The organism is Bacillus mesophilum, assembly GCF_008923265.1.
Taxonomy (GTDB): Bacteria; Bacillota; Bacilli; order Bacillales; family Cytobacillaceae; genus Cytobacillus; species Cytobacillus mesophilum.
In genome coordinates, this window is sequence record NZ_WBOT01000004.1 from 160,494 (window position 1) to 182,223 (window position 21,730).

General features: G+C 39.5%; 16 protein-coding genes. 10 read left to right on the plus strand and 6 right to left on the minus strand.

The genetic code is table 11. The features are described from left to right. Nucleotides 1–26: 26 nt before the first annotated feature. The 4 genes from F7732_RS13935 to F7732_RS23275 all read right to left on the minus strand — a co-directional run bounded on the left by F7732_RS13935 (nt 27) and on the right by F7732_RS23275 (nt 4,376). Nucleotides 27–989: a D-2-hydroxyacid dehydrogenase gene (locus F7732_RS13935; RefSeq protein ID WP_151574647.1), complete on the minus strand. Its 963-nt coding sequence runs from the start codon at nt 987–989 to the stop codon at nt 27–29. A gap of 162 nt (nt 990–1,151) precedes the next feature. After that, the gene (locus tag F7732_RS13940) at nt 1,152–1,499 is read right to left on the minus strand and encodes a hypothetical protein (protein WP_066450021.1); all 348 of its coding nucleotides are present in this window, start codon (nt 1,497–1,499) and stop codon (nt 1,152–1,154) included. A gap of 387 nt (nt 1,500–1,886) precedes the next feature. Continuing rightward, nucleotides 1,887–2,729 (minus strand): MBL fold metallo-hydrolase, encoded by an 843-nt coding sequence (locus F7732_RS13945; RefSeq protein ID WP_151574648.1) that lies wholly within the window; start codon nt 2,727–2,729, stop codon nt 1,887–1,889. 180 nt (nt 2,730–2,909) lie between these two features. After that, entirely contained in the window at nt 2,910–4,376 is a 1,467-nt protein-coding gene (locus F7732_RS23275) for a TerD family protein (RefSeq protein ID WP_151574649.1), read from the minus strand. 325 nt (nt 4,377–4,701) lie between these two features. Between F7732_RS23275 and F7732_RS13955 the strand changes: the two genes are divergently transcribed. The 7 genes from F7732_RS13955 to F7732_RS13985 all read left to right on the plus strand — a co-directional run bounded on the left by F7732_RS13955 (nt 4,702) and on the right by F7732_RS13985 (nt 11,290). Next, a complete protein-coding gene (locus tag F7732_RS13955) occupies nt 4,702–5,307 on the plus strand; it encodes a glycerol-3-phosphate responsive antiterminator (protein ID WP_151574650.1) in 606 nt (201 codons plus the stop codon). Further along, nucleotides 5,304–6,398 (plus strand): ABC transporter ATP-binding protein, encoded by a 1,095-nt coding sequence (locus F7732_RS13960; RefSeq protein ID WP_151574651.1) that lies wholly within the window; start codon nt 5,304–5,306, stop codon nt 6,396–6,398. Before F7732_RS13955 ends, F7732_RS13960 begins: the two co-directional genes overlap by 4 nt. Beyond that, on the plus strand, nt 6,395–7,333 hold the full coding sequence (locus F7732_RS13965) for a carbohydrate ABC transporter permease (protein WP_151574652.1): 939 nt from the start codon (nt 6,395–6,397) through the stop codon (nt 7,331–7,333). Before F7732_RS13960 ends, F7732_RS13965 begins: the two co-directional genes overlap by 4 nt. Continuing rightward, nucleotides 7,330–8,142 carry a carbohydrate ABC transporter permease gene (locus tag F7732_RS13970; protein ID WP_151574653.1) on the plus strand — a complete coding sequence of 271 codons (813 nt, stop codon included), beginning with the start codon at nt 7,330–7,332 and terminating at the stop codon, nt 8,140–8,142. Before F7732_RS13965 ends, F7732_RS13970 begins: the two co-directional genes overlap by 4 nt. A gap of 42 nt (nt 8,143–8,184) precedes the next feature. After that, nucleotides 8,185–9,537 (plus strand): ABC transporter substrate-binding protein, encoded by a 1,353-nt coding sequence (locus F7732_RS13975; protein ID WP_151574654.1) that lies wholly within the window; start codon nt 8,185–8,187, stop codon nt 9,535–9,537. 76 nt (nt 9,538–9,613) lie between these two features. Next, entirely contained in the window at nt 9,614–10,342 is a 729-nt protein-coding gene (locus tag F7732_RS13980; RefSeq protein WP_151574655.1) for a glycerophosphodiester phosphodiesterase, read from the plus strand. 339 nt (nt 10,343–10,681) lie between these two features. After that, nucleotides 10,682–11,290: a DNA-3-methyladenine glycosylase gene (locus F7732_RS13985; RefSeq protein WP_192913039.1), complete on the plus strand. Its 609-nt coding sequence runs from the start codon at nt 10,682–10,684 to the stop codon at nt 11,288–11,290. 119 nt (nt 11,291–11,409) lie between these two features. Here F7732_RS13985 and F7732_RS13990 read toward each other — a convergent pair whose 3' ends face one another. Both F7732_RS13990 and F7732_RS13995 read right to left on the minus strand, forming a co-directional pair. Continuing rightward, on the minus strand, nt 11,410–13,074 hold the full coding sequence (locus tag F7732_RS13990; protein WP_151574657.1) for a glutamine--tRNA ligase/YqeY domain fusion protein: 1,665 nt from the start codon (nt 13,072–13,074) through the stop codon (nt 11,410–11,412). 238 nt (nt 13,075–13,312) lie between these two features. Next, on the minus strand, nt 13,313–14,224 hold the full coding sequence (locus tag F7732_RS13995) for a DUF1002 domain-containing protein (protein ID WP_151574658.1): 912 nt from the start codon (nt 14,222–14,224) through the stop codon (nt 13,313–13,315). A 559-nt stretch (nt 14,225–14,783) separates the two neighbouring features. Between F7732_RS13995 and F7732_RS14000 the strand changes: the two genes are divergently transcribed. From F7732_RS14000 to F7732_RS14010, 3 genes are all read left to right on the plus strand, one after another. After that, nucleotides 14,784–17,504, plus strand: coding sequence for a GTP-binding protein (locus F7732_RS14000; RefSeq protein ID WP_240056628.1), 2,721 nt, complete (start codon nt 14,784–14,786; stop codon nt 17,502–17,504). Between the two features lie 232 nt (nt 17,505–17,736). Then, nucleotides 17,737–20,538 (plus strand): response regulator, encoded by a 2,802-nt coding sequence (locus tag F7732_RS14005; RefSeq protein WP_151574660.1) that lies wholly within the window; start codon nt 17,737–17,739, stop codon nt 20,536–20,538. Between the two features lie 219 nt (nt 20,539–20,757). Next, nucleotides 20,758–21,564: a CheR family methyltransferase gene (locus tag F7732_RS14010; protein ID WP_151574661.1), complete on the plus strand. Its 807-nt coding sequence runs from the start codon at nt 20,758–20,760 to the stop codon at nt 21,562–21,564. The last annotated feature ends 166 nt before the right edge of the window (nt 21,565–21,730 follow it).

Here is a 21,730-nt window from a genome sequence, read left to right on the forward strand (position 1 = left end):
CGTTTTTTATTATAAGATAAAATGGTTTAATAGCCTTTTTTATAGTCAACTAAGTTAATAGGCGGATCCTCGCCAGCAAGGTATTGCTTTAAATTTGGAAGGAAAATATCCCTAATTAGGCGCTGATCATAATGTTCCGTTGAGCCGGCTGTATGCGGTGTAATAATGACATTATCCAGCTCCCATAAGAGGCTGTTTTCGTCTAAAGGTTCCTTTTCAAATACATCCAGGCCAGCTCCAGCAATTTTCTTATCCCTTAGTGCTTCGATGAGGGCCTGTTCGTCAGCAATTTCTCCACGCCCAATATTAATAAAGAAGGATGAAGGTTTCATCAGCGAGAATTGCTTAGCACCAAAAAGGTGTTTTGTCTCGTCGGTAAGAGGCAAAGTAACGGCTATGTAGTCACATTTGGGCAGAATTTCATCTAATTCTTCAGCAGTATACATTTCATCTGCATACGGATCTGATTTGCCGCTAAAACGGACGCCAATGACATGCATGCCGAATGCTTTCGCAATCTTGGCTGTTTCCTTTCCGATTGCTCCAAATCCAAAAATACCAATTGTTTTCCCATGGATTTCAAGGTTAATATCAGCATGATGCCATTTTTTTTGCTGCTGATTTTTCACATACTGATCAATTTTTCGAGTGAGAGCAAGCATAAGGGCAAAAATTGTTTCAGAAATAGGATACGCGTGCACGCCAGCAGCACTTGTCAGTTTAATATTTTGGGAAGAAAGGACAGAGAGAGGCATGTAATTAACGCCAGCGCTCCAGGATTGTATCCACTTGAGCTTAAGATTGTCACCCTCCAGTAATTCTGCAATCCCCTTTTTCCAGCCTGCAATTATTTCAGCGTCTTGTAAATGTTCCTGCCAAATATGAGGATCTTTTCCAACGATTATTTCCCAGTCAGGTACAGCTTCCTGTATGTCTTGGATGTATGATTCATGTATAGAATGTGTAATGATCATTTTTCTTTTCGTCATTGAAAAACCTCCTGTGCTTTTTTTATAATCATAGCAAACTTTCGAGATGAACAAAAATTCAAAGTTTTAAGGCAATGGTCTTCAGTAAGGTTCACAGAAGGGGAGGAGAAAAGTACAAAAGAAAAAACGGAAAATTATTTTCCGTTTGACTTGAACGAACACCTACTTTATTTCAAATCCTATTAACCTTGCCTGCTTATCTGCTCCTAAGGAAGCATCATTTGGAAAGGTAATGACTGAACTAACATATTCCCAGCGGATTAATAGGTTTGTTGTGCATTCCTCTTCTTTTTGCTTTTCTTTTGGTATATCTGTTCCATCTTCTTCTTTGATCTTTGTACGTTTGTAACAAGGATTTTCAACCCAAATCCCCATGCTCTCTGTTTTCACAAGTTTGACTAAGTACCATTCATCTGGTTCATAAATACCTGTGACAGGTCCTGTTAAATAGTCAGGCAAGTTCTTAAATTTCACTTGGACCTTCTGGTTTATAAATCCATCTAAAAACATAAAGGAACCTCTCCTAACAATGATGTTTGTATTACTGTTCCTTTTTTGAATAAAGATAAACTTTTTTCGGTATTAAAATGTGGCTGGACAAAACAATAATAAGATTTCAAATATACAAATGTCATAGTTTTGGCTGTTTAAACAAGCCCGTTGCATTGCGCTGCGGACCCTGTTTTTTCGTGGGATCACAAGCTGAGCATCCTCGTCGCAGGCTCCTGCGGGGTCTCACCTTTACCTCTATTGCCCACAGGAGTCGAGTGTCCTCCGCTCCATTTCACTCATGTTTAGAAAGATAAATTATAAAAAACAGGATGATTAGAAAAAGTCACTTCCTAATCATCCTGTTCTATGGTCGTGTTGAATACTTAAGTCCCAGCAGCAATTTTGTTATTCATCTACATATTTCCCATGCTCCGGAATGGCGATTGAGTCAAAGTTTTGAACGAGCATCAGCAAGTTTTCTTCCAGTTCAGCTGCCGCCATTGGAATGCCGTGACCTGTAATGGCAACATAAGGATCCAGTTTCTGCAGTGTTTGTACAGAAGAACGAGCAGCGTTCCAGTCAGTTGTTAAGTATTTAGGAGGTCCGCTTATCTCCTGTTCCTGCGTCAAAACTTTGTAAAGTGATTCTTGTTTAACTGTTACAAATGCGTCTCCAGCGATTAGAATTTTATCATTCTCTCTAAAAAGGGAAATATGTCCTGGTGTATGTCCTGGGGTATGAATCCATTTCCATTCCGGCATTGCAGGAACAGTACCATCAGCTGGCAGTGGTTGAACATGGGCGCCAAGATCTATGCCTTCATGCGGAAATAAGGGAGACATTTTTGCAATTAAACCACCTTCTACTGAAGGATCTGGCTCAGGATAATTTTTCTGTCCTGTTAAGTAGGGGATTTCCAATTCGTGTGCAAATACAGGCACATTCCATTTCTCTACAAGGTCTATAATGGCTCCTACATGATCAAAATGTCCATGTGTTAGAATAATTGCCTTTGGTTTTGCGCCTTTTCCAAAAAGCTCCTCTGCAGCTTCCATAATTTTTTCTTCTGATTTAGGCATGCCGGCATCTACTAATACCCATTCTCCTGCAGCTGTATTTGTTACAACAAAACAAACATTAACAATCTGAACGGTAAAAGCATATACACCATCTGCAGCATTTTGGATCATTCCGCTTGTTGAAGAGGTGACAGGCATATATCGTTCAGTTGAAGAATTTTCATGCATTTAACTCAGCTCCTTTGCCACATATCATTTAAGAGAGTTTACCCTCAATGCAGAAGAACTATTCATCAGAAAGAGGAGATGCAAAAAAGGCTCAGCAAAAGCAGAGCCTTAAATAAGATAAATCATGTTTTTTTATAGCTGAGTCATACTATTAATTTATCGAAATTAACCTCACATATCTTACGAAAGAAATTCATGCGGATTTAAGCCAAGTTCCATGCAAATTTCAGTGACAGCCTGTTTTTCATTTGGATCAAAGTGGCCGTCTGCATAGCCGATCGCGATACAGTAGCGGGCAACTAAACGGGCTATTTCCGGTTTTGAACGGACACGGCCAACCGCTTTAAATGCCTCTGCACGGCCGATAATCGGATCCATTTCAATTTTTTGCACGAACATATTGAATTGCTGAACGACCTTATTGGTCTCAAAAACTCTCAGCTCTTGGCTTTGGTGAATAAATTCCATCATTTTTTGACGTTCACTTGGATCTAAGCGGCCATCTGCCATGCCGACAAGCGCACAGGAGGCAACAACCGCATCAAGAACATCCTGACTTTTATAACGGGCAAATAAAGCTTGTGCTTTATTCTTTTGATCGTTCGCCCATTGTGCATAATCCGTTTGATTGGGAGACCAATTATTTCCGCACTGATTGCAGGAGAATTTCAGCTGGTTTTTCCCGATAAAACCGCCCAGCAGTCCAATTGGCCCTAATATCAGTCCGCCAATCGCTGCTTTTCCAAGGCCGAACCCTTTCTCACCAGTCCTTACATTTGTGGAACCGCACCGGGTACAGTTGACATTATCACCATAATTGGATGAAGACTGAAGTTGGTGTGTCGGCTGTGTTGCTGATCCGTATCCAGGCTGTGAGTAGGACGCCTGATTGTACGAAGTGCTGCTGTTATAGTTAGGCTGACCAAAAGCTGGCTGACTTTGATTCTGGTAGGATGGCTGCTGGCTATATGTGTTTTGCTGATAGGTAGGCTGCTGATAAGATGGCTGTACTGGCGGAGCCTGGAAGGAAGGCTGAAAATTACCTCCTTGTGGCTGTGCAGGTGCAGGCTCGTCGTCTACAGCAATGCCGAAATTGCGGCACAGCGCAGCAAGTCCTCCTTGGAAGCCTGCTCCAGTTGCATTAAACTTCCATTCTCCGTTATGACGGTATAACTCCGCCGCTACGATTGCTGTTTCCACAGTGAATTCCCGGCCAAGATCAAAGCGGAGCAATTCTTCATTTGTAAAAGCATTAAAAATGCGTACATATGCGTTTTGAATTTGTCCAAAATTTTGCCCCTTCATTTGGGCGTCGTGAATCGTAATCGAAAATGAAATTTTTTCAATTGATGCCGGTACTTGATTCAGATCAATTTTAATTTGCTCATCATCCTGATGGCCGGCACCAGTCCTATTATCACCAGTGTATATAACAGAACCATTGCCTCCATTAGGATTATTATAAAAGACAAAATCGAGATCACTATGTACTTTGCCGGCACCATTGGTCAGGAAGGCGGAAGCATCCAGGTCATAGTTTGCCGGACCGCCGCTTACATCCCAGCCCAGGCCTGCGACAACCACTTGTAAGCCTGGATTTGATTTCGTAAGATCTACTTTTTGCCCTTTCCTTAGACGAACACCCATTCATCATTCTCCCCTTTGTCTTCATATGTAAGTTTTGAACATTCTGAGATTCATATAATCTTACTATTATTATAAGGTAAATTTATAAATGATGGAAATCACAAGGGGAATGATTTTGAATTTACAAAAATATACTATTTTTTTAACACGCTCTTCACAATAACAGGATAGAATGAGCCTTGTGAATGACAAGTGAATAGACCGGTTATGAATATGAGAAGCCATAAAAACATGGAGATGATCTTGATCCCTCCATATGTTTTTATGGCTTTTTTTAAAAGTGTAAGGTCTATCCTACCGAAACTAAATGGCTGGGAGGATTAATATGACGGATCAGCAACAGCAATTTCTGAAAAACATGAAAGAAGAGCGGGTGATCGCGGCTATCAAGGATCCAAAATCATTGGATTACTTCTTAACTCGTGATATCCATACTGCATTTTTGTTAATGGGAAATATCAGTGTCATTAAAAGGTATGTTGACTTGCTTAAATATCACAACAGACTCGTTTTTCTCCATTTAGAAAAGATCCCGGGCATTAGTCAGGATAAGGAAGGCCTGCGCTTTATTTCAAAATTCATTAAACCGACTGGAATTGTAGCAACTAAACCATCACTGATTAAAATAGCCAAACAAGAAGGTTTGGTTGCCATTCAAAGATTGTTCCTCATTGATTCGGAAGCAGTTGAAAACGGTTTAAAAGTAAGTAGAGAGATCAAGCCAGATGCATTGGAACTTATGCCAGGGCTTCTTCCTGGGATTGTGAAAGATATAAAGGAAGAAACAGATATCCCTATTATTACTGGCGGGCTTATACATTATAGAAGCCAAATTCAAGATGCAATAGAAGGCGGGGCGATGGCAGCCTCTACAGGGAAACAGCAGTTATGGAGGGTTTATAAATCGGAGGAAAAGGTGGTGCTTTCATGAAAGCAGTGCAGCTAAAGCATATTCGAAAGTCCTATGGTCAAAATCCTGAAGTGCTGAAAGGGATCAATGCAGCAATCGAGCCTGGAGAATTTTTTGTATTAGTTGGACCTTCGGGCTGTGGGAAAAGTACAATGCTGCGTATCATTGCCGGTCTTGAAGAGGTGTCGGAAGGAGAGCTGATCATTGGTTCAGAAACAGCAAATAGACTGCGTCCAAATGAAAGAGATTTATCCATGGTCTTTCAAAACTATGCTCTATTTCCGCATTTGACAGTAGAGCAGAATATTATGTTCGGCTTACATGTAAAGAAAATAGCCAAATCAGAACAGATCAAACGCTGTAAGGAAGCAGCAGAGATGCTAGGGATATCTGACTATTTAAAGCGCAAACCGAAGGAATTATCAGGCGGACAAAGGCAGCGTGTTGCCTTGGCAAGAGCCATTGTCACACATGCTCCTATTTGTCTGATGGACGAGCCGCTTTCGAACTTAGATGCAAAGCTCCGTGCGAGAATGCGTTCAGAAATTCGGCAAATTCAGCGGAAGCTCGGCATTACCATGATTTATGTTACCCATGATCAGACAGAGGCTATGACAATGGCTGATCGGATGATGATCTTAAACCATGGCGAGGTACAGCAAGTTGGAAAGCCCCTCGATATTTATAATAACCCGCAAAATACATTTGTTGCGTCTTTTATTGGCTCACCGCCAATGAACTTAACTGCTGCACATGTGAATGAAGGCAAGCTGCAGATCGCAAACAAGTGGGACATAATGGTCGATGGTTATCAAGATGGAGAAGTCATTTTAGGTGTAAGACCAGAAGCCATACTGCCTGCCAATGAGATGCTTCCTGCTGCAGATGTTAAAGTGGTCAATGTTGAAGTCCTTGGAACGGAGACACTAGTATCTTTTGAATTAGAAGGAAATAAACAGTGGATTGCTAAGTGGCCCGGTCAATGGAGCGCTGAAATAGGTGAAATTCTCCAGGTTTCTGTTGATCCAAACAAAATCGAATTATTTGATGCGGTTACAGGAGAACGTTTGGAGGAAACTCACTCCAAAAATGTGCTGGAGGTTGTATTATGAGTCTTCCGCAGGTACAGCAGGAAACACAGTCATTTGTGAAGCAGAGATGGCTGGGGAATTCGAGGAGATTTGCATCGCTTTTAGAAGGGCTTCTCTATTTGTTGCCTTCCATTTTGTTATTTACGGTTTTTTTATTTTATCCATTAATGAAGACTTTGTACTTGAGCTTTTTTTATTCAGATGCTCAAGGTGTTCCACTTTCATTTGCTGGTTTCGATCATTTTGTACAATTGTTTTCCTCATCAAGTTTTATGACAAGTATGAAAGCTACTTTGTTGTTTGTGCTCTATACCGTGCCGCCAGGAATTATATTAGCGTTAGCATTGGCTTTGTTAGCAAATGAAAAGCTGCGGGGCATTGGTTTTTTTAGGACTATTTTTTCATCGACAATGGGAATGAGTGTGGCCGCATCTTCTGTTATTTGGATGTTTATGTATAATCCGGCCATTGGGATCGCAAACCGTTTTCTTACCTGGGCGGGCTTGTCAGAAATTCAATGGCTGCTTGATCCTGGCTGGGCGTTAATTTCCGTTTCCATTGCAACAATCTGGATGAATACCGGCTTCACCTTTATGATTCTGCTGGGCGGATTGCAGAATATTGATAGCCAGCTTTATGAAAGTGCGAAAATAGCAGGTGTCAGCCGGTTTTATTCATTGAGAAAAATAACGTTGCCAATGCTTTCACCCACATTGTTTTTCGTTATTACAGTATCAATGATTAACGCTTTTCAAACGTTTGGACAGATTGATATTTTAACGAAGGGCGGACCGATGGAAACGACCAATGTCATTGTGTATGCGATTTATAAGGATGCTTTTATTAATTACAATGTTGGCTCTGCAAGTGCCCAGGCAGTTTTGCTCTTTTTCGGTATTCTGATTGTCACTCTAATCCAATTTAAGCTAGGTGAGAGGAAGGTGCATTACCAATGAGCTGGGGCCAAAAGATTTTCACCTATGCTTTGCTTTTCATCGCTGCGGCCATTATGTTTTTCCCGATTATCTATGCCTTCTTAATTAGCTTTATGCAAGGCGGAGAAGTGCTGCAAGGGAATCTATGGCCAGAAGAATTTACATTTGCCAATTATATTAACGCATTTGAGAAAGTGCCGCTGTTAACATACTTGTTTAATAGCCTGATTGTTTCATTTCTTATCATGCTGGGTCAGGTGATTTTTTCTAGTTTAGCAGCCTTTGCCTTCGTGTTCATTCCCTTTAAAGGGAGAAACGTTTTATTTTTTATCTTTATTTCAACCATGATGATTCCTTGGGAAGCAACGATGGTACCTAACTTTCAGACAGTTCAGATGCTCGGCTGGCTCAATAGCTACACAGGCCTGACGGTTCCATTCTTTGCAATGGCATTTGGAACATTTCTGCTGAGACAGCAGTTTAAAACGATTCCAAAAGAGTTATATGAAGCCTCGCAGGTTGCGGGGATCAGCAATTTCCGTTTCTTTCGTTCAGTTGTAATGCCTGTCTCTAAGACAAGCTTGGTGACGCTTGGGATGTATTGCTTCTTAACTGCATGGAATATGTATTTGTGGCCATTGCTTGTTACAAACGACGAGCAAGTGCGCACCGTCCAAATTGGCCTGAAGCAAATGCAATCTCAAGAAATTTCAACAGAATGGGGGGTGGTGATGGCTGGTGTAGTTATGGTAATTTTACCGACATTATTGCTTTTATTCCTTGGACAAAAAAGATTGCAGGAAGGGTTAACAAAGGGAGCTTTAAAGTAATCAGTTTTTTTATATAAAACTAATAAGATAGGAGTTTTTAAGATGAAAAAAAGATGGTTATTTATGCTTTTATTGGCAGTTTCTATGGTGATTTCTGCATGTTCTGGTGAATCTGCTGGCAATGAAGCAGAAGCAGAGGGTGAGACGGAGACGGAAGCTGGATCTGAAGAAAAAACAGAGGTTGTATTCTGGCATGCTATGAGCGGTGAACTAGAAGGCGCTGTTCAGAAAATAGCAGATGATTTTAATGCTTCTCAAGAAGAAATTGAAGTAAAACCTGTTTTCCAGGGCACATACGAAGAAGCAATCACAAAGTTTAATACTGTTGCGGGTACAGAGGATGCACCAACCATTATGCAGACTTTTGAAGTAGGAACAAAATATATGATAGACTCTGGTAAAATACAGCCAGTACAAAAGTTCATCGATGAAGAAGGCTATGATACCTCTCAATGGGAAGAAAATATTACAAACTATTATGCAGTAGATGGCGTACAATATTCGATGCCATTTAACTCATCAACACCGGTGCTGGTTTATAACAAAGATGCTTTTAAGGAAGCTGGACTTGACCCAGAAAAGGCTCCAGCTACATATGATGAGTTAAAGGATGCAGCAAAGAAATTAACGAATGGCGATCAGGTCGGTTTCTCTATCTTGAATTATGGCTGGTTCTTTGAAGAGCTTCTGGCTGCGCAAGGCGGTTTGTTTGTAAATGAAGATAACGGACGTGCTGGAAATGCAACAGAAGCGGTATTTAACAGTGAAGAAGGCTTAAAGGTTTTTGAATTAATCAGTGACATGTATAATGAGGGTACTTTCTACAATACAGGACAAGTTTGGGATGATATGCGTGCTGCTTTCCAATCCGGAAAAATTGCCATGTATATTGATTCGTCAGCGGGTATTAGAGCAATGGTCGATAACTCTCCATTTGAAGTTGGCGCTTCTTACTTGCCCGTACCAGACGAAGCTAAGCGTCAAGGGGTTATTATTGGCGGCGCATCTCTTTGGATGACAAGCGATATTGAAGAGGAAAAACAGCAGGCTGCATGGGAATTTATGAAATATGTAACAACTCCAGAAGTACAGGCTGAGTGGCATTTGCAGTCAGGTTACTTTGCAATTAACCCAGCGGCATATGAAGAGGACATCGTTCAGGAAGAGTGGGAAAAGTATCCGCAATTAAAAGTAACTGTTGATCAGCTGAAAGATACGAAACCATCTACAGCTACACAAGGTGCTTTAATATCAGTATTCCCAGAAGCTCGTCAAAAGGTTGTAAGTGCTATGGAGAGTTTATATCAAGGGGTGGATCCTAAGGAAGCACTTGACCGTGCTGTGGAAGAAACCAATCAGGCTTTGGAGGCAGCTGCCAAAAAAAGCGGGAATTAATAAGGCTTTCGCTAATAACATAAATACAGATGCAATAAAGAAATACAATCAGGCCGATGACAGGGAGGAGATTCATGTGACTAAGCAAGCTTCTATTTTTGCCCATCGTGGTGTAAGTGGTGATTATCCAGAAAATACAATGGAGGCTTTTGAAGCTGCGTTGCGATCAGGGGCTGCAGGGATAGAATTGGATGTCCAGCTCACAAAAGATGGTGAGCTTGCCGTTATACATGATGAGCAGATTGATCGAACAACTGATGGAATCGGCTATATTAAAGACTTTTCATACGATCAGTTAAAAAGGTTTGATGCAGGAAGCTGGTTTTCATCAAAATTTGAGGGCTCATCCATTCCAACCTTAAAAAACGTTTTTGAGTGGGCAGTTATGCCAGGGAATGATTTAAGCATTAATATTGAGCTGAAAAATGATCAGCTGCGCTATGAAGGAATGGAAGAAAAGGTTCTCGATTTAATACAGCAGTATAAATTGGAAGATCGGGTCATCATTTCTTCTTTTAATTCAGAAAGCTTAAAGAAGGTTCGCTCACTTCAGAAAACGATTGAAATAGGTTACTTAATTATAGGGATTCCAGAGAATGCGGTGGAGACGGCCAAAAGAATCGGAGCGAACGCAATCCATTGTCAGCCGGAGTTTGCTCTCTCTTCATTTGGTCAGCAGGCAATAGAAAAAGGTTTTCCATTGCGGGTATACACGGTTAATGATCCGCACGAACAAAATCCGCTTCTTGAAGCTGGAGTTGAAGTTATAATGAGTGATTTTCCAGAGCGTTTTATGAATAACTAAGTTAGACGGGTGCGATTTGATCGCATCCGTTTTTTAATTTAATATCAGAGAGGAAGTGACCTTTTGAATAGTCAAAAAAGGCATTTGATAGGAAAAGGATGAAGTTTAATAGGAAAACCGGAAAATTTGATAGGAAATCGAGCAAGTTTGATAGGAAACAGAAATAGTTTGATAGGAAATTCATAAATTTTGATTGGAAACTGTCCGAATGAATGAAAAAAAGGATTCTTTCTTCATTTTTAACCGACCGAATACTGCGAATCTAACCGTAAATAGCTTAAACAAAAGATAAAAAAGGAATACTAAGTTAAAAAAGGGTTACGAAAGGTGGATTCTATGATTGATTATGTAAATAGTTCCACAGAAGAAGTGGCCAAGCAGCTGCTTGGCAAAAAACTTATTCATAGAATTGGAACAAAGGTTTATAGCGGTTATATTACTGAAACTGAAGCCTATGTGGGTGTTGCTGATGAGGCATGCCACACCTTTGGCGGAAGGCGTACGCCAAAAGTAACCTCTATGTTCCAAATAGGCGGTACGATCTACATATACACCATGCATACTCATCATATGTTAAACATTGTGACAAAGGAAGAAGAAGATCCTCAGGCTGTTTTAATAAGATCGATTGAACCGGCAGAAGGAATAGAACACATGGAGAGAAATAGAAGTCATATAGGGGTACAGGTCAGCAATGGTCCTGGGAAACTAACAAAAGCAATGGAGATCACAAAAGCAATAGACGGTCAGAACATCGGGGATTGCGAATTATTTATTCATGAGGCAGATAAAAAAACACCATTGGAAATTGCTGAGTCTCCTCGCATTGGTATCCCAAATAAAGGAATATGGACATCGGCGCTGCTTCGATATTATGTAAAAGGCAACCCTTTTGTCTCAGGACTGCCGAAAAAGGACTGGGATAAAAGGAATTATGGCTGGTCATAAGATAATTTCATCCATTAGCGGCTGCACTGAATTTTCTCCATACTGCTTTTGAAAATATAAAAAAGAAGGTAACCCCTCAGCAGTAGCAGAGCGTTACCTTCTTTTTTATTTCAGGGCGATTATTTTAACTTAAAAGAACTCTTAAGTGAAACAATTCTGTTAAACACAATGTTTCCTGGTGCAGAGTGTTTTGGATCAACATTGAAATAGCCATGGCGGAAGAATTGGAATTTGTCTTGTGGCTGAACATTTTCCATATTTGGTTCAATATAACCTTTAATAATCTCGATTGAATTTGGATTAATATAATCAATGAAAGTTTTATCTTCGCCTTCTTCTTCAGCTGCTTTCATCACTTCGTCGAGAACAAGCGGCTCGTACAAACGGAATTCTGCAGGGATCGCACTGTTTGCATCAACCCAGTGAATTGTTCCTTTTACTTTACGGCCAGTAAAGCCAGTTCCGCTTTTTGTTTCAGGATCATATGTGCAATGGATTTCAACGACATTCCCCTCGTCATCTTTAATGACATCATGGCATTTAATAAAATATGCGTGCTTTAAGCGCACTTCATTGCCAGGGAAGAGACGGAAGTACTTTTTCGGAGGATCCTCCATAAAGTCATCCTGCTCAATATATATTTCTCGTGAAAATGGAACTTGGCGCATGCCCATTTCCGGATTTTCAGGATTGATTTCCGCTTCAAGCATTTCACTTTCGCCTTCAGGGTAGTTTGTAATCACAACCTTCAATGGACGAAGGACTCCCATCGTACGAGGAGATTTTAATTTTAAATCCTCACGCACATAATGCTCTAGCATTGCCTCATCAACTGCTCCGCTGCCTTTAGATACGCCTGTTTCTTTTACAAACTCTCGAATAGCTTCAGGAGTAAAGCCTTTTCTTCTTAAGCCGGAGATCGTTGGCATACGGGGATCATCCCAGCCATCTGTGATGCCTTCATCTACAAGAAGCTTTAACTTCCGTTTACTCATGACCGTGTTGGTTAAGTTTAAACGGCCAAATTCAATTTGCTGCGGCTGGCTTTCCATTTCACATTCTTGTACCACCCAATTATACAATGGACGCTGATCCTCAAATTCTGTTGTACAAAGCGAGTGTGTGACATCTTCAATGGCATCCTCCAAGGGATGTGCAAAAGCATACATCGGATAGATGCACCATTGATCGCCTGTGTTATGATGGGTAGCATGTGAAATCCGATAAATGACAGGATCTCGCATGTTTAAGTTAGGTGAAGTCATATCAATTTTCGCGCGAAGCACTTTATCTCCATTTTGAAACTCTCCGTTTTTCATGCGCTCAAATAATGATAAGTTTTCTTCGACCGAACGATTTCGATATGGGCTTTCTTTTCCAGGCTCTGTCAAAGTGCCGCGGTATTCGCGAATTTGCTCTTGGTTTAAGTCATCTACATACGCTTTGCCTTTATTAATTAATAAAACGGCGCGCTGATACATTTCATCAAAGTAGTCAGATGCATAGCGGAGGTCGTCCCAATCATAGCCAAGCCATTTGACATCTTCTTGAATAGCGTCGACATATTCCTGATCTTCTTTCAGCGGATTAGTATCATCAAAACGCAAATTTGTTCTTCCGTTAAAGTCATCTGCCAATCCAAAATTAATAATAATTGATTTTGCATGACCGATATGCAGGTAGCCATTAGGCTCAGGAGGGAAGCGGGTAATCACTTTATTGTGTTTCCCGGATTCAAGGTCTCCTTTTATAATGGTTCGAATAAAATTTGAATTATGTTCCAAACTCGGATCAGCCTTTCTATTTAAGTAGTTATCCATATTTTAATGATTATACCGCAAGAAATAAAGCATTCAGCCATTTTTATTTATTTTTGGCTGCTATTTCAATGTGTCTTTCTCTCTGTACAATATTATATCGAATCAGCGATTTAGCCGTCCGAATCGCATAGGACCTTTTACTTTCCTTATTATAGACAAAGAAGCCTGGAGAAAAAAGTCCCCAGGCAATGTTTATCCGTGTTTATGAAAAAATGCTTTTGATTGAATCAATAAGGTTCTTAAAGAAGTCAGACACAGCTTGAAGGAATCCTTTGTCTCCAACTGCTTCTTCAATTTTCGTTTTGACATCATTAGCTAAGTCCTCGAGCTGGCTTTTTACATTATCAAAATTAATGTTCAGTTCACGCATTCTTTCAAACAAGTCGACCAGAAGCTGGCGATCTTCTTCGCTTAATGATACTTCAAGCGTCTTTAGCTGTTCGTCGATGATTTGCTGAATATCTTCTTTTGTCGCCGGGTTTTGTTCAGCGATAGCGGTTTTTATTTCAGTCAGAAGCTCAGATACTTTATCTTGATCAAGTCCTTCTTGTCCAGCCAGTTTTGTCGCCAAACTAAGCTCTTCATTAGCTACCTCAGTACGATCCTGATTAAGGGCAATGCCATCACCTTGATCGTAAGCTTTGTAAATTCCAACTAAAGCAGAATGTCCGCTTACTTTAACAGGAGAGGCGATGTCTACAATTGCATCTTCAATGCCGGCGGTTAAAAGAGCATTTGCATACATTTCATCGGAAACTTCAGTAATATTTTCTGGAGTCACCTGATTAATAACGACACCTTCACCTGTTTCCTTGCGTGTGATCTTAGCTGAAGAATACATATTAGAGTGAGGATCTCCTTTAATATAATAAACGATGTCCTCAGCTGTTACCGTTATTTCTTTCACCATTTCAGGATCATTTATATTTAGCAGGCTGCGTGTTTCTTCTTTTTGAGCTGCTGTTAAGGCTTCGCCATAAACGGCGATCGGCAGGCCAAATTTTTCATTTATGCTTTCTTCTTCATTACCGTTTGCGGCAAAAGCTGTTCCATTTATACTAAAAGCAAGAGATAGGGCTGCAGCTGCAGCCAGCCATTTTTTAAAATTTGTCATGTTAGTAAACTCCTTATTCATAATTTTGAGCTATATCATATAGACGTTTTTGTATGATAAAAGTTTCATTTATCACATATATTGTTGGGAAAAAGGTACGTAAAATCATCCGAACTGTCGTAATTCAGAACCAAAGTGGGTATGATATATATGATCTATACCGCTTCTTTGATCCTCTCAAACGTTTTAATGAGTAAAGACAGTGGTAAAGGAAAATACTATGCGTTCTTTTATATTAAAGCATTTTTTACATAACTTGCAGGGAAATACTTGGGAATTTTAAATTAATAGAATACTTTTTCTTACTTTTCATCATATGATAATGGTATATTCCTAGAACCTGTCTTGCTAAAAGAAACAGCTATTTTTATGAAGGCAAGTATAGGTTTATAGTTTGGGAAAGTGTCTAGCTGTAGCGCCTTCCGCTTTTCTTAATATGATTGTCTTTGAATTGATAGGGAAATGACATTTATCTTCGTATTTTCTTTGATAGAATACAAGATATATATGATAAAGGAGTCTGTGCGTAAAAAGATGCATAGCGGAGGTTGATGAACACTTGGAAAAGCAATTAATAAAAAAAGTATACTATGAAACATTTATGGATGGTCATGACGGAGTACACCCGCTGAAAGTCCTTGGTGATATTTATATGGAAGAGCAGAGCAGTGAGGTTCCAGATTTAGCACAAATTCGGTTTGCACAAGGTGAACTCTACTTTCTGCATAAGGATTATGAGGCAGCCATTTTTAAGTGGGAAAATATCAATAATGAGTTAGAGCCTTGGGCGAAAAAAAACATGGCAGATGCCTATTTTGAGCTTGATTTACTGTCAATGGCCGAAGACATATACAAAACAATTGAAACAGATTCCACTATCTTGAAAATGGAAGTTTTGCTGCAATTATTCTCCTTATATATACAGTGTGGAAAGCTTGAATTAGCAGTTGATACTATTAAGGAAGCTGTTGCCTTGGACCCAGATTATCCAGACGTCACGGAAATTGCCCGTATGTTTTTTGAAAAACATCAGGATTGGCGCAATGCATTGCAGCTTGCTGCAGATGAATCAATTCGGACCAGGGCTGTCAGCTGGTTTGATGTCCTGCAAAGGTATATTGAAGATGGAAAAACGAAGCAAACTGAACCTAGTTATTATAACGAAGCAATGATGGCTCTATATGAAGTTGATCAAAATAGGTTTGAACAGCTGGCATCTGCTTTATTTCTTCATTATCAGCAAAGAGAAGAGCTGCGTTTTGCGTTCTTAAAAGAAATAAATCACATGATGCTCCATGTAAATGATGCTGAAAACTATACATGGAATAGACTCTCCGAACATTATTTTGATGCCTATAAAGAGCTGATCTCTGGTAAATATTTAGTGCGTGAAATAGCTCATCTAATGCCGAATACGTTAAAAATCTGGTTAAGAATTGCGCCCTCAGCACACTCTTTATTGGCTGGTTCCGCTGTGCTGGCATGGCAAGAGTTATTTCCATCAGATGTAGACGAAGAGACTATATATCAAGCTGAAAAAACATTAAGCTACACCTTACGTACGCAAGACGGACTGCAGTCAGGTTTTGCCTTGTTTGAAAATCTTATGTCCTGGGCATCTGATAATGGTGTCTTTATGGGAGAACGGTTTAAATGGATGGTGCGGGAGCTGCTTAATCTGGATGAACAGCATTTGCTTGTTTCCGGATCAGGAAAAAGTTCAGCAGCTGAATTTCTGGAAGCCATAACATCCTTTCCATTTGCTGGTGAACTTGAAAGCAGTGCCGTAATGATTAAGGACTCAGAAGAAAATAAACTAACAGCTATACTGGATGACAATATAATTCCGCTGAATTCTATTGAAGAGACGCGAGAATATAGAGGCGGCCTGCAGCAGATGATTGTTGATGCAGAAATGCCAGTTCCGTTTCTTCAGCAGCATCACACAGCTATTATTCATGCAAAAGATCAGCAGCATATAATGGCTAAAAATCTGCAGCAATACTTGCATTTTGCGGATCATCTGCTTTTAGTAATGGATGTTCGACATCCAATTTCTGAGGAAGAGATTGAGGCAGTTGAAAAAATACAGAATAAAGCTCCCAAGCTGCCAGTACATTTCCTCTTGCTGCAGGAGGAGTTCGGAGTCCAAAATGCGGCAGAGGAAGCGGCTCAAAGGATATACACAAGTTTTCCTAGTGCATCTATCTTTTCTTTTTCATTGCATTATCAGGGCGAGGATCAAATGGAAGAGCTGGGAGCATTTATCCGACAAATGATTAGCGGAAGAAGTCTTGAAGTAGAACGGACAAAAAAAGTGCTCTACTTTGTAAGAAAATCAATCAATTACCTGCTTGAGAAAAGAAGTGAAAAGGAAAACACAATGGTCGAACAGATCAGCTGGAACGAAGAAATGCAGGCGAAATTAAAAGGCGCTATTCATCAGCTTGAGGATACTGAAGAAGGTAAAGTGCAATCTATTACAGCTGCTTTTAACCAGCTGAAAAATGAAATGAAGGATAAAATAACGTCTAAGCTCCCTGAGCTATTTAGACAATGTTCAGAGCTGATTACGGAAAGCAGCAATTTTGGAAACATACATGTGGAATTAAATGAAGAGATGAACCGGAAAGCCCAGCAGTTTATCGAATTGGAAGTCCTGCCGGAATTTCATAGTCGTTTTAATGAATGGATCGTCAGCAGTGAAGCTGAATTAGCTGAGAGCCAGCGCTTTCTTGATGATATAGGAGAAGGCTTTAATGATATGTATAATGCAGAAAAGCTGCGGCTGCTATGTGACTTTAAAGTGCTTGAAGACTGGGCGAGAGATGCTGACAGAATGACAAGAGGAACTGTGCGTTTTGAGCAGGTGAATATTCTGTTAAAGTTTTCACCTTCACAATTTATATTGAAAAGTGCAGGAAAACTCTTTGGCGGACTGCAAAATAAAACGATGCTTCATAACAGATATAAACAGTTTATAGAACATGAAGATTATAATGAAGTTACAAATCAGATTTCAGAGCGGTTCATTCAGCCGTTTGATCTTTTCGAACAAGGATTAGAAAGAGATATAAACATATTTTTTAGGCAGCCATTTGATGTTTTAGAGGAAGCAGTAACCGAAACAAAGGACGCAATAGAAGGTGCCAGTCATGGTTTAGAACAAATGAGAAAGCAGCCAGAACGCTATCGCGATCCATTGACTCTCTTTGACTTGAGATTAAGACAATATGAATGGATGATTTCTTCTAACCAAGAAAAAATCCCATATCAGTAAAAGAAATCTTGAATTTGAGAGCGAATCATTCGCTCTCTTTTTCAGATTAAAATAACAAAAAGCTATAATGAATATTTAATACTATGACTACTGGAATTAATATTTCCGCTATTTGCCAATGAAAAAAATGGCATATATATATTTTAGAAGTTTTCAACTTAAAAACTCGTAACAAACTGTTTTTATTGCTATATTTGTAGTAGGAATAAAGTTAGAGATAGGGGGGGCATTTTTGAGTTTTAAGAGAAAGCAGTTTATCGGGTTAGGACTGACGACGCTTTTTTTATTTTTGCTCATGTTTGTTATTCTAATGATGGTAAACGTTATGAGAGAAAATATGCTGGAGATCGTTCAGGACCGATATAGCAAAGTAAATGAAGCGACAGAAATTAGACAGGAATTTTACGAAGCCGACCGTATGCTTCTCAATGTTATCTCATATGGTGAAGAACTGGATGCTCAGTTACTGGCTAGTTCATTGGAAGAAAGCCACCATACGATTGAAAGCAGCATGATTGATCTTGAACGCAGCATAAATACAGAAAACGGAATGGACATCTTCAATCAATTGCGGGCCAGCTATGACTCCTATCTGGAAATGGAACAGGATATTATACAATTAATGAATGAAGGTAATGAAGCCGCAGTAACATCATTATATTCAAATGAACTGGAAAACCGAGACAGACTTCTGCAGCTATTGGCAGAATTTAAAGATCATCAGGAAGGTTTAATGAATCAGTCTCTTGATAGTGCTACTAATACATATAACCAGCTCCTTATTTTCATTATTTCGGCTGTTTCTATTGCGATTATCCTAATTATAGGTGTGACGATATGGGTCATTCGCAGTACAAGCAGGAGCATAAATAGCATTACTAAAGGAATAAATGATATTGATTATAACGAGTTATCTAAAATTCCTCGTTTGGAAGTAGAAACACAGGATGAAATCGGCGATATTGCGAAAGCGTTTAATTATATGGCCGGCTCTTTGGAGGATTATAATAAAAAGGAAAAAAAATATACGGCCGAAATTACCGAACAAAACTGGATTCAATCTACTTCCGCTGACATTATTGGGGCATACAGCAGGTTTATAACAGTAGATGAACTGGCATCTTATTTTATAAAGAAACTGACACCAGTTGCTGGTGCTGACCTTGGCATTTTTTATCTCAAAAAAGAAAATGGAGATGACATTCTTTATAAACAAGTTGCTGCAGTTGCTGGAGAAAGAAATAATGCAGGAAGAGATTCCTTCGCACCAGGTGAAGGATTAATCGGCCAAACTGTTCTGGATATGAAAATAACACAAATTCGCGACATCCCAGATAATTACCGCACAATTACAACAGGCCTTGGTGAATTCCAGCCAAGAAGTATTGTTATGGCGCCAATCCTGATGAATGATGAAGTTGTCGCGGTGATTGAGCTTGCGGGGCTGCAGTATTTTACGAATGCACAAATTAAATTGATTGAAGAAGTAACAGAAACGCTTGGGATAGCTATTACAAATATTGCTGGCCGAATGGAAATTGTCCGTTTGCTCCAGGAATCGCAAGCGCAGACAGAAGAACTGCAGACCCAATCAGAAGAATTGCAGACTCAATCTGAAGAGCTGCAGGCACAATCTGAAGAGATGCAGACCCAAGCAGAAGAATTGCGTATTATCAATGAACAGCTTGAGGAACGTACAAAGGATGCAGAACTGAAGTCTGAAGAACTTCTTACTGCAAAAGAAGAGCTGGAAGAAAAAGCGAAGGAATTAACATTAAGTTCAAAATATAAATCAGAGTTCCTTGCTAATATGTCACATGAACTGAGAACACCTTTAAACAGTATTTTATTATTATCTGAAATGCTTGAAGAGGATCCGGATCAAGTACTGACAGATGAACAGAAAGAATTTTCACGTGTAATTCATACATCAGGTCAGGATCTTCTGAACTTAATCAATGATATTCTCGACCTTTCAAAGGTAGAAGTCGGGAAGCTTGAAATTAAATTCGAAGAAGTAAATATCGTAGACTTTGCCGATCGCATTAAGCTTCATTTTGCACAAATGGCGAAGCACAAAGGTCTGGATTTTACTGTGAGTTCAAATGATGATATTCCTATGCTAATGCATACAGATGAGATGCGACTGCAGCAGGTTGTCAAAAACCTGCTATCAAATGCATTCAAGTTTACGGAAGAAGGTTCGGTAACTGTATTGCTTGAAAAAGCAAAACGAGAGGAGTATGCTCTGCTGCCTATGGCAGAGCATGCATCGAATTGGCTGAAAATAATTGTTTCTGATACAGGGATCGGGATTGCACCTGATAAACAAAAAATGATTTTTGAAGCATTCCAGCAAGCTGACGGTGCAACCATGCGCAAATATGGCGGAACGGGTCTCGGTTTATCCATTACGAGAGAATTTGCTACTCTGCTTGGCGGTACATGTAAGGTAGAACGCAGTGTTGAAGGAGAAGGCAGCAGCTTTGCTCTTATCATCCCTAGCTTACCAGGGGGAATGCCTGCCACAATGGAGGAATTAAAAGCAGAAGAGGAAGCGGCATCTGCATTGGCAATAGAGAACAGCTTATCAAATGAGCATGTACAAGAAACAATCGAGATAAAAGAACCAATTGAAAAGGCTGAGCTGACAAAGGACCTAAAGGATAAAACAGTTATCGTTGTAGATGATGATAATCGTAATATCTTTGCTTTGAAAAATGCCTTAGAAAAAGAAGGAATGAATGTCATTACAGCATCAAATGGCCTTCAATGTATTGACAGCTTAGTGTCCCAAGATCAAGTAGATATTGTTCTAATGGATATTATGATGCCGGTGATGGATGGCTATGAAACAATGAAAAGAATCCGCGGCCTAGAACAGCATCACGATGTTCCAATCATCGCATTAACAGCAAAGGCTATGAAAGGCGATCGTGAAAAATGTATCGAAGCAGGAGCATCAGACTACATCAGCAAACCACTTAAACTAGACCAGCTCCTATCAGTTATGCGTGTGTGGATTGCAAAGTAAATGTACCAAGAGGGTGCAGGCTTTGACTCTGATTAGGTGCAAAAAACATGTTACAGGAAGATGGCGGCTTATCACACAAGCCGCCATCTTTTATAGGAAAACGCTACAATAGGTTTACTCATCTATAAATCTGGGTAATTAAGGATTGCTTTATATTCGGACACAATAAGATTGCGTCTTTTAGAAGAATGATTGAGAAAGATGAGGAATGAAACTTTCATGGATAAAGAAGAATTAGAATTAGACTTGCTGCTGCATGCAGTTTATAAATTATCAGGTTATGACTTTCGAAAATATATGCGCGCTTCTATTAAACGCAGAGTTGAGAATAGACTTCGGCTTGAGCGGATTGCCAATATGACCCTCTTAACTGAAAGAATTATTCATGATGAACACATGCTGAGGAAAATATTAAGCGACTTCTCGATAAATGTAACAGAAATGTTCAGAGACCCGAGCTTCTTTCAAACATTTCGCAAAGAAGTAGTTCCTCTTCTTGCTGGGCTTCCTGAAATAAGAATATGGCATGCTGGCTGTTCTACCGGTGAAGAGCCCTACTCAATGGCTATTCTTATGGAGGAGGAAGGTCTTGGAGCTATTACAAGAATCTATGCTACTGACATGAATGAAAAAGTTTTAAAGAAAGCAGAGAGCGGGATTATTCCACTCCATAAAATGCAGGCGTACACGAAAAACTATATGCTGGCCGGCGGAAAAAAGTCGTTTTCGGAATATTATACGGCTGATAGCGAAGCTGCTTATTTGAATAAGCATCTCTTGGATCGAATTATTTTTGCACAGCACAATTTAGTTACAGATCGGTCGTTTAATGAGTTCCATGTTATCATCTGCCGTAATGTACTGATTTATTTTAATCTTGAATTACAAGGACATGTACTAAACCTTTTTAACGCAAGTTTAACGAAAAAAGGATTTTTAGGCTTGGGCAGCAAGGAATCAATTCGTACTGAAACAGAGATGTTTGAGCCGTTTAATATTAAAGAGAAATTTTATATTAAAAAATAATGTTAAAGAATATTCCTTTAAGCATTAAAGGTTTGAGAAGTTTAGAAGAGAAATGAAACAAGCACCAGTATGCCTCTATTTTCCAGCCAAATGTTTTAATTAAATTCACTCCATTATAGGTAATTAATTTTCAAGTAATAAAAAATCCGTACGAGTTAATTCATCT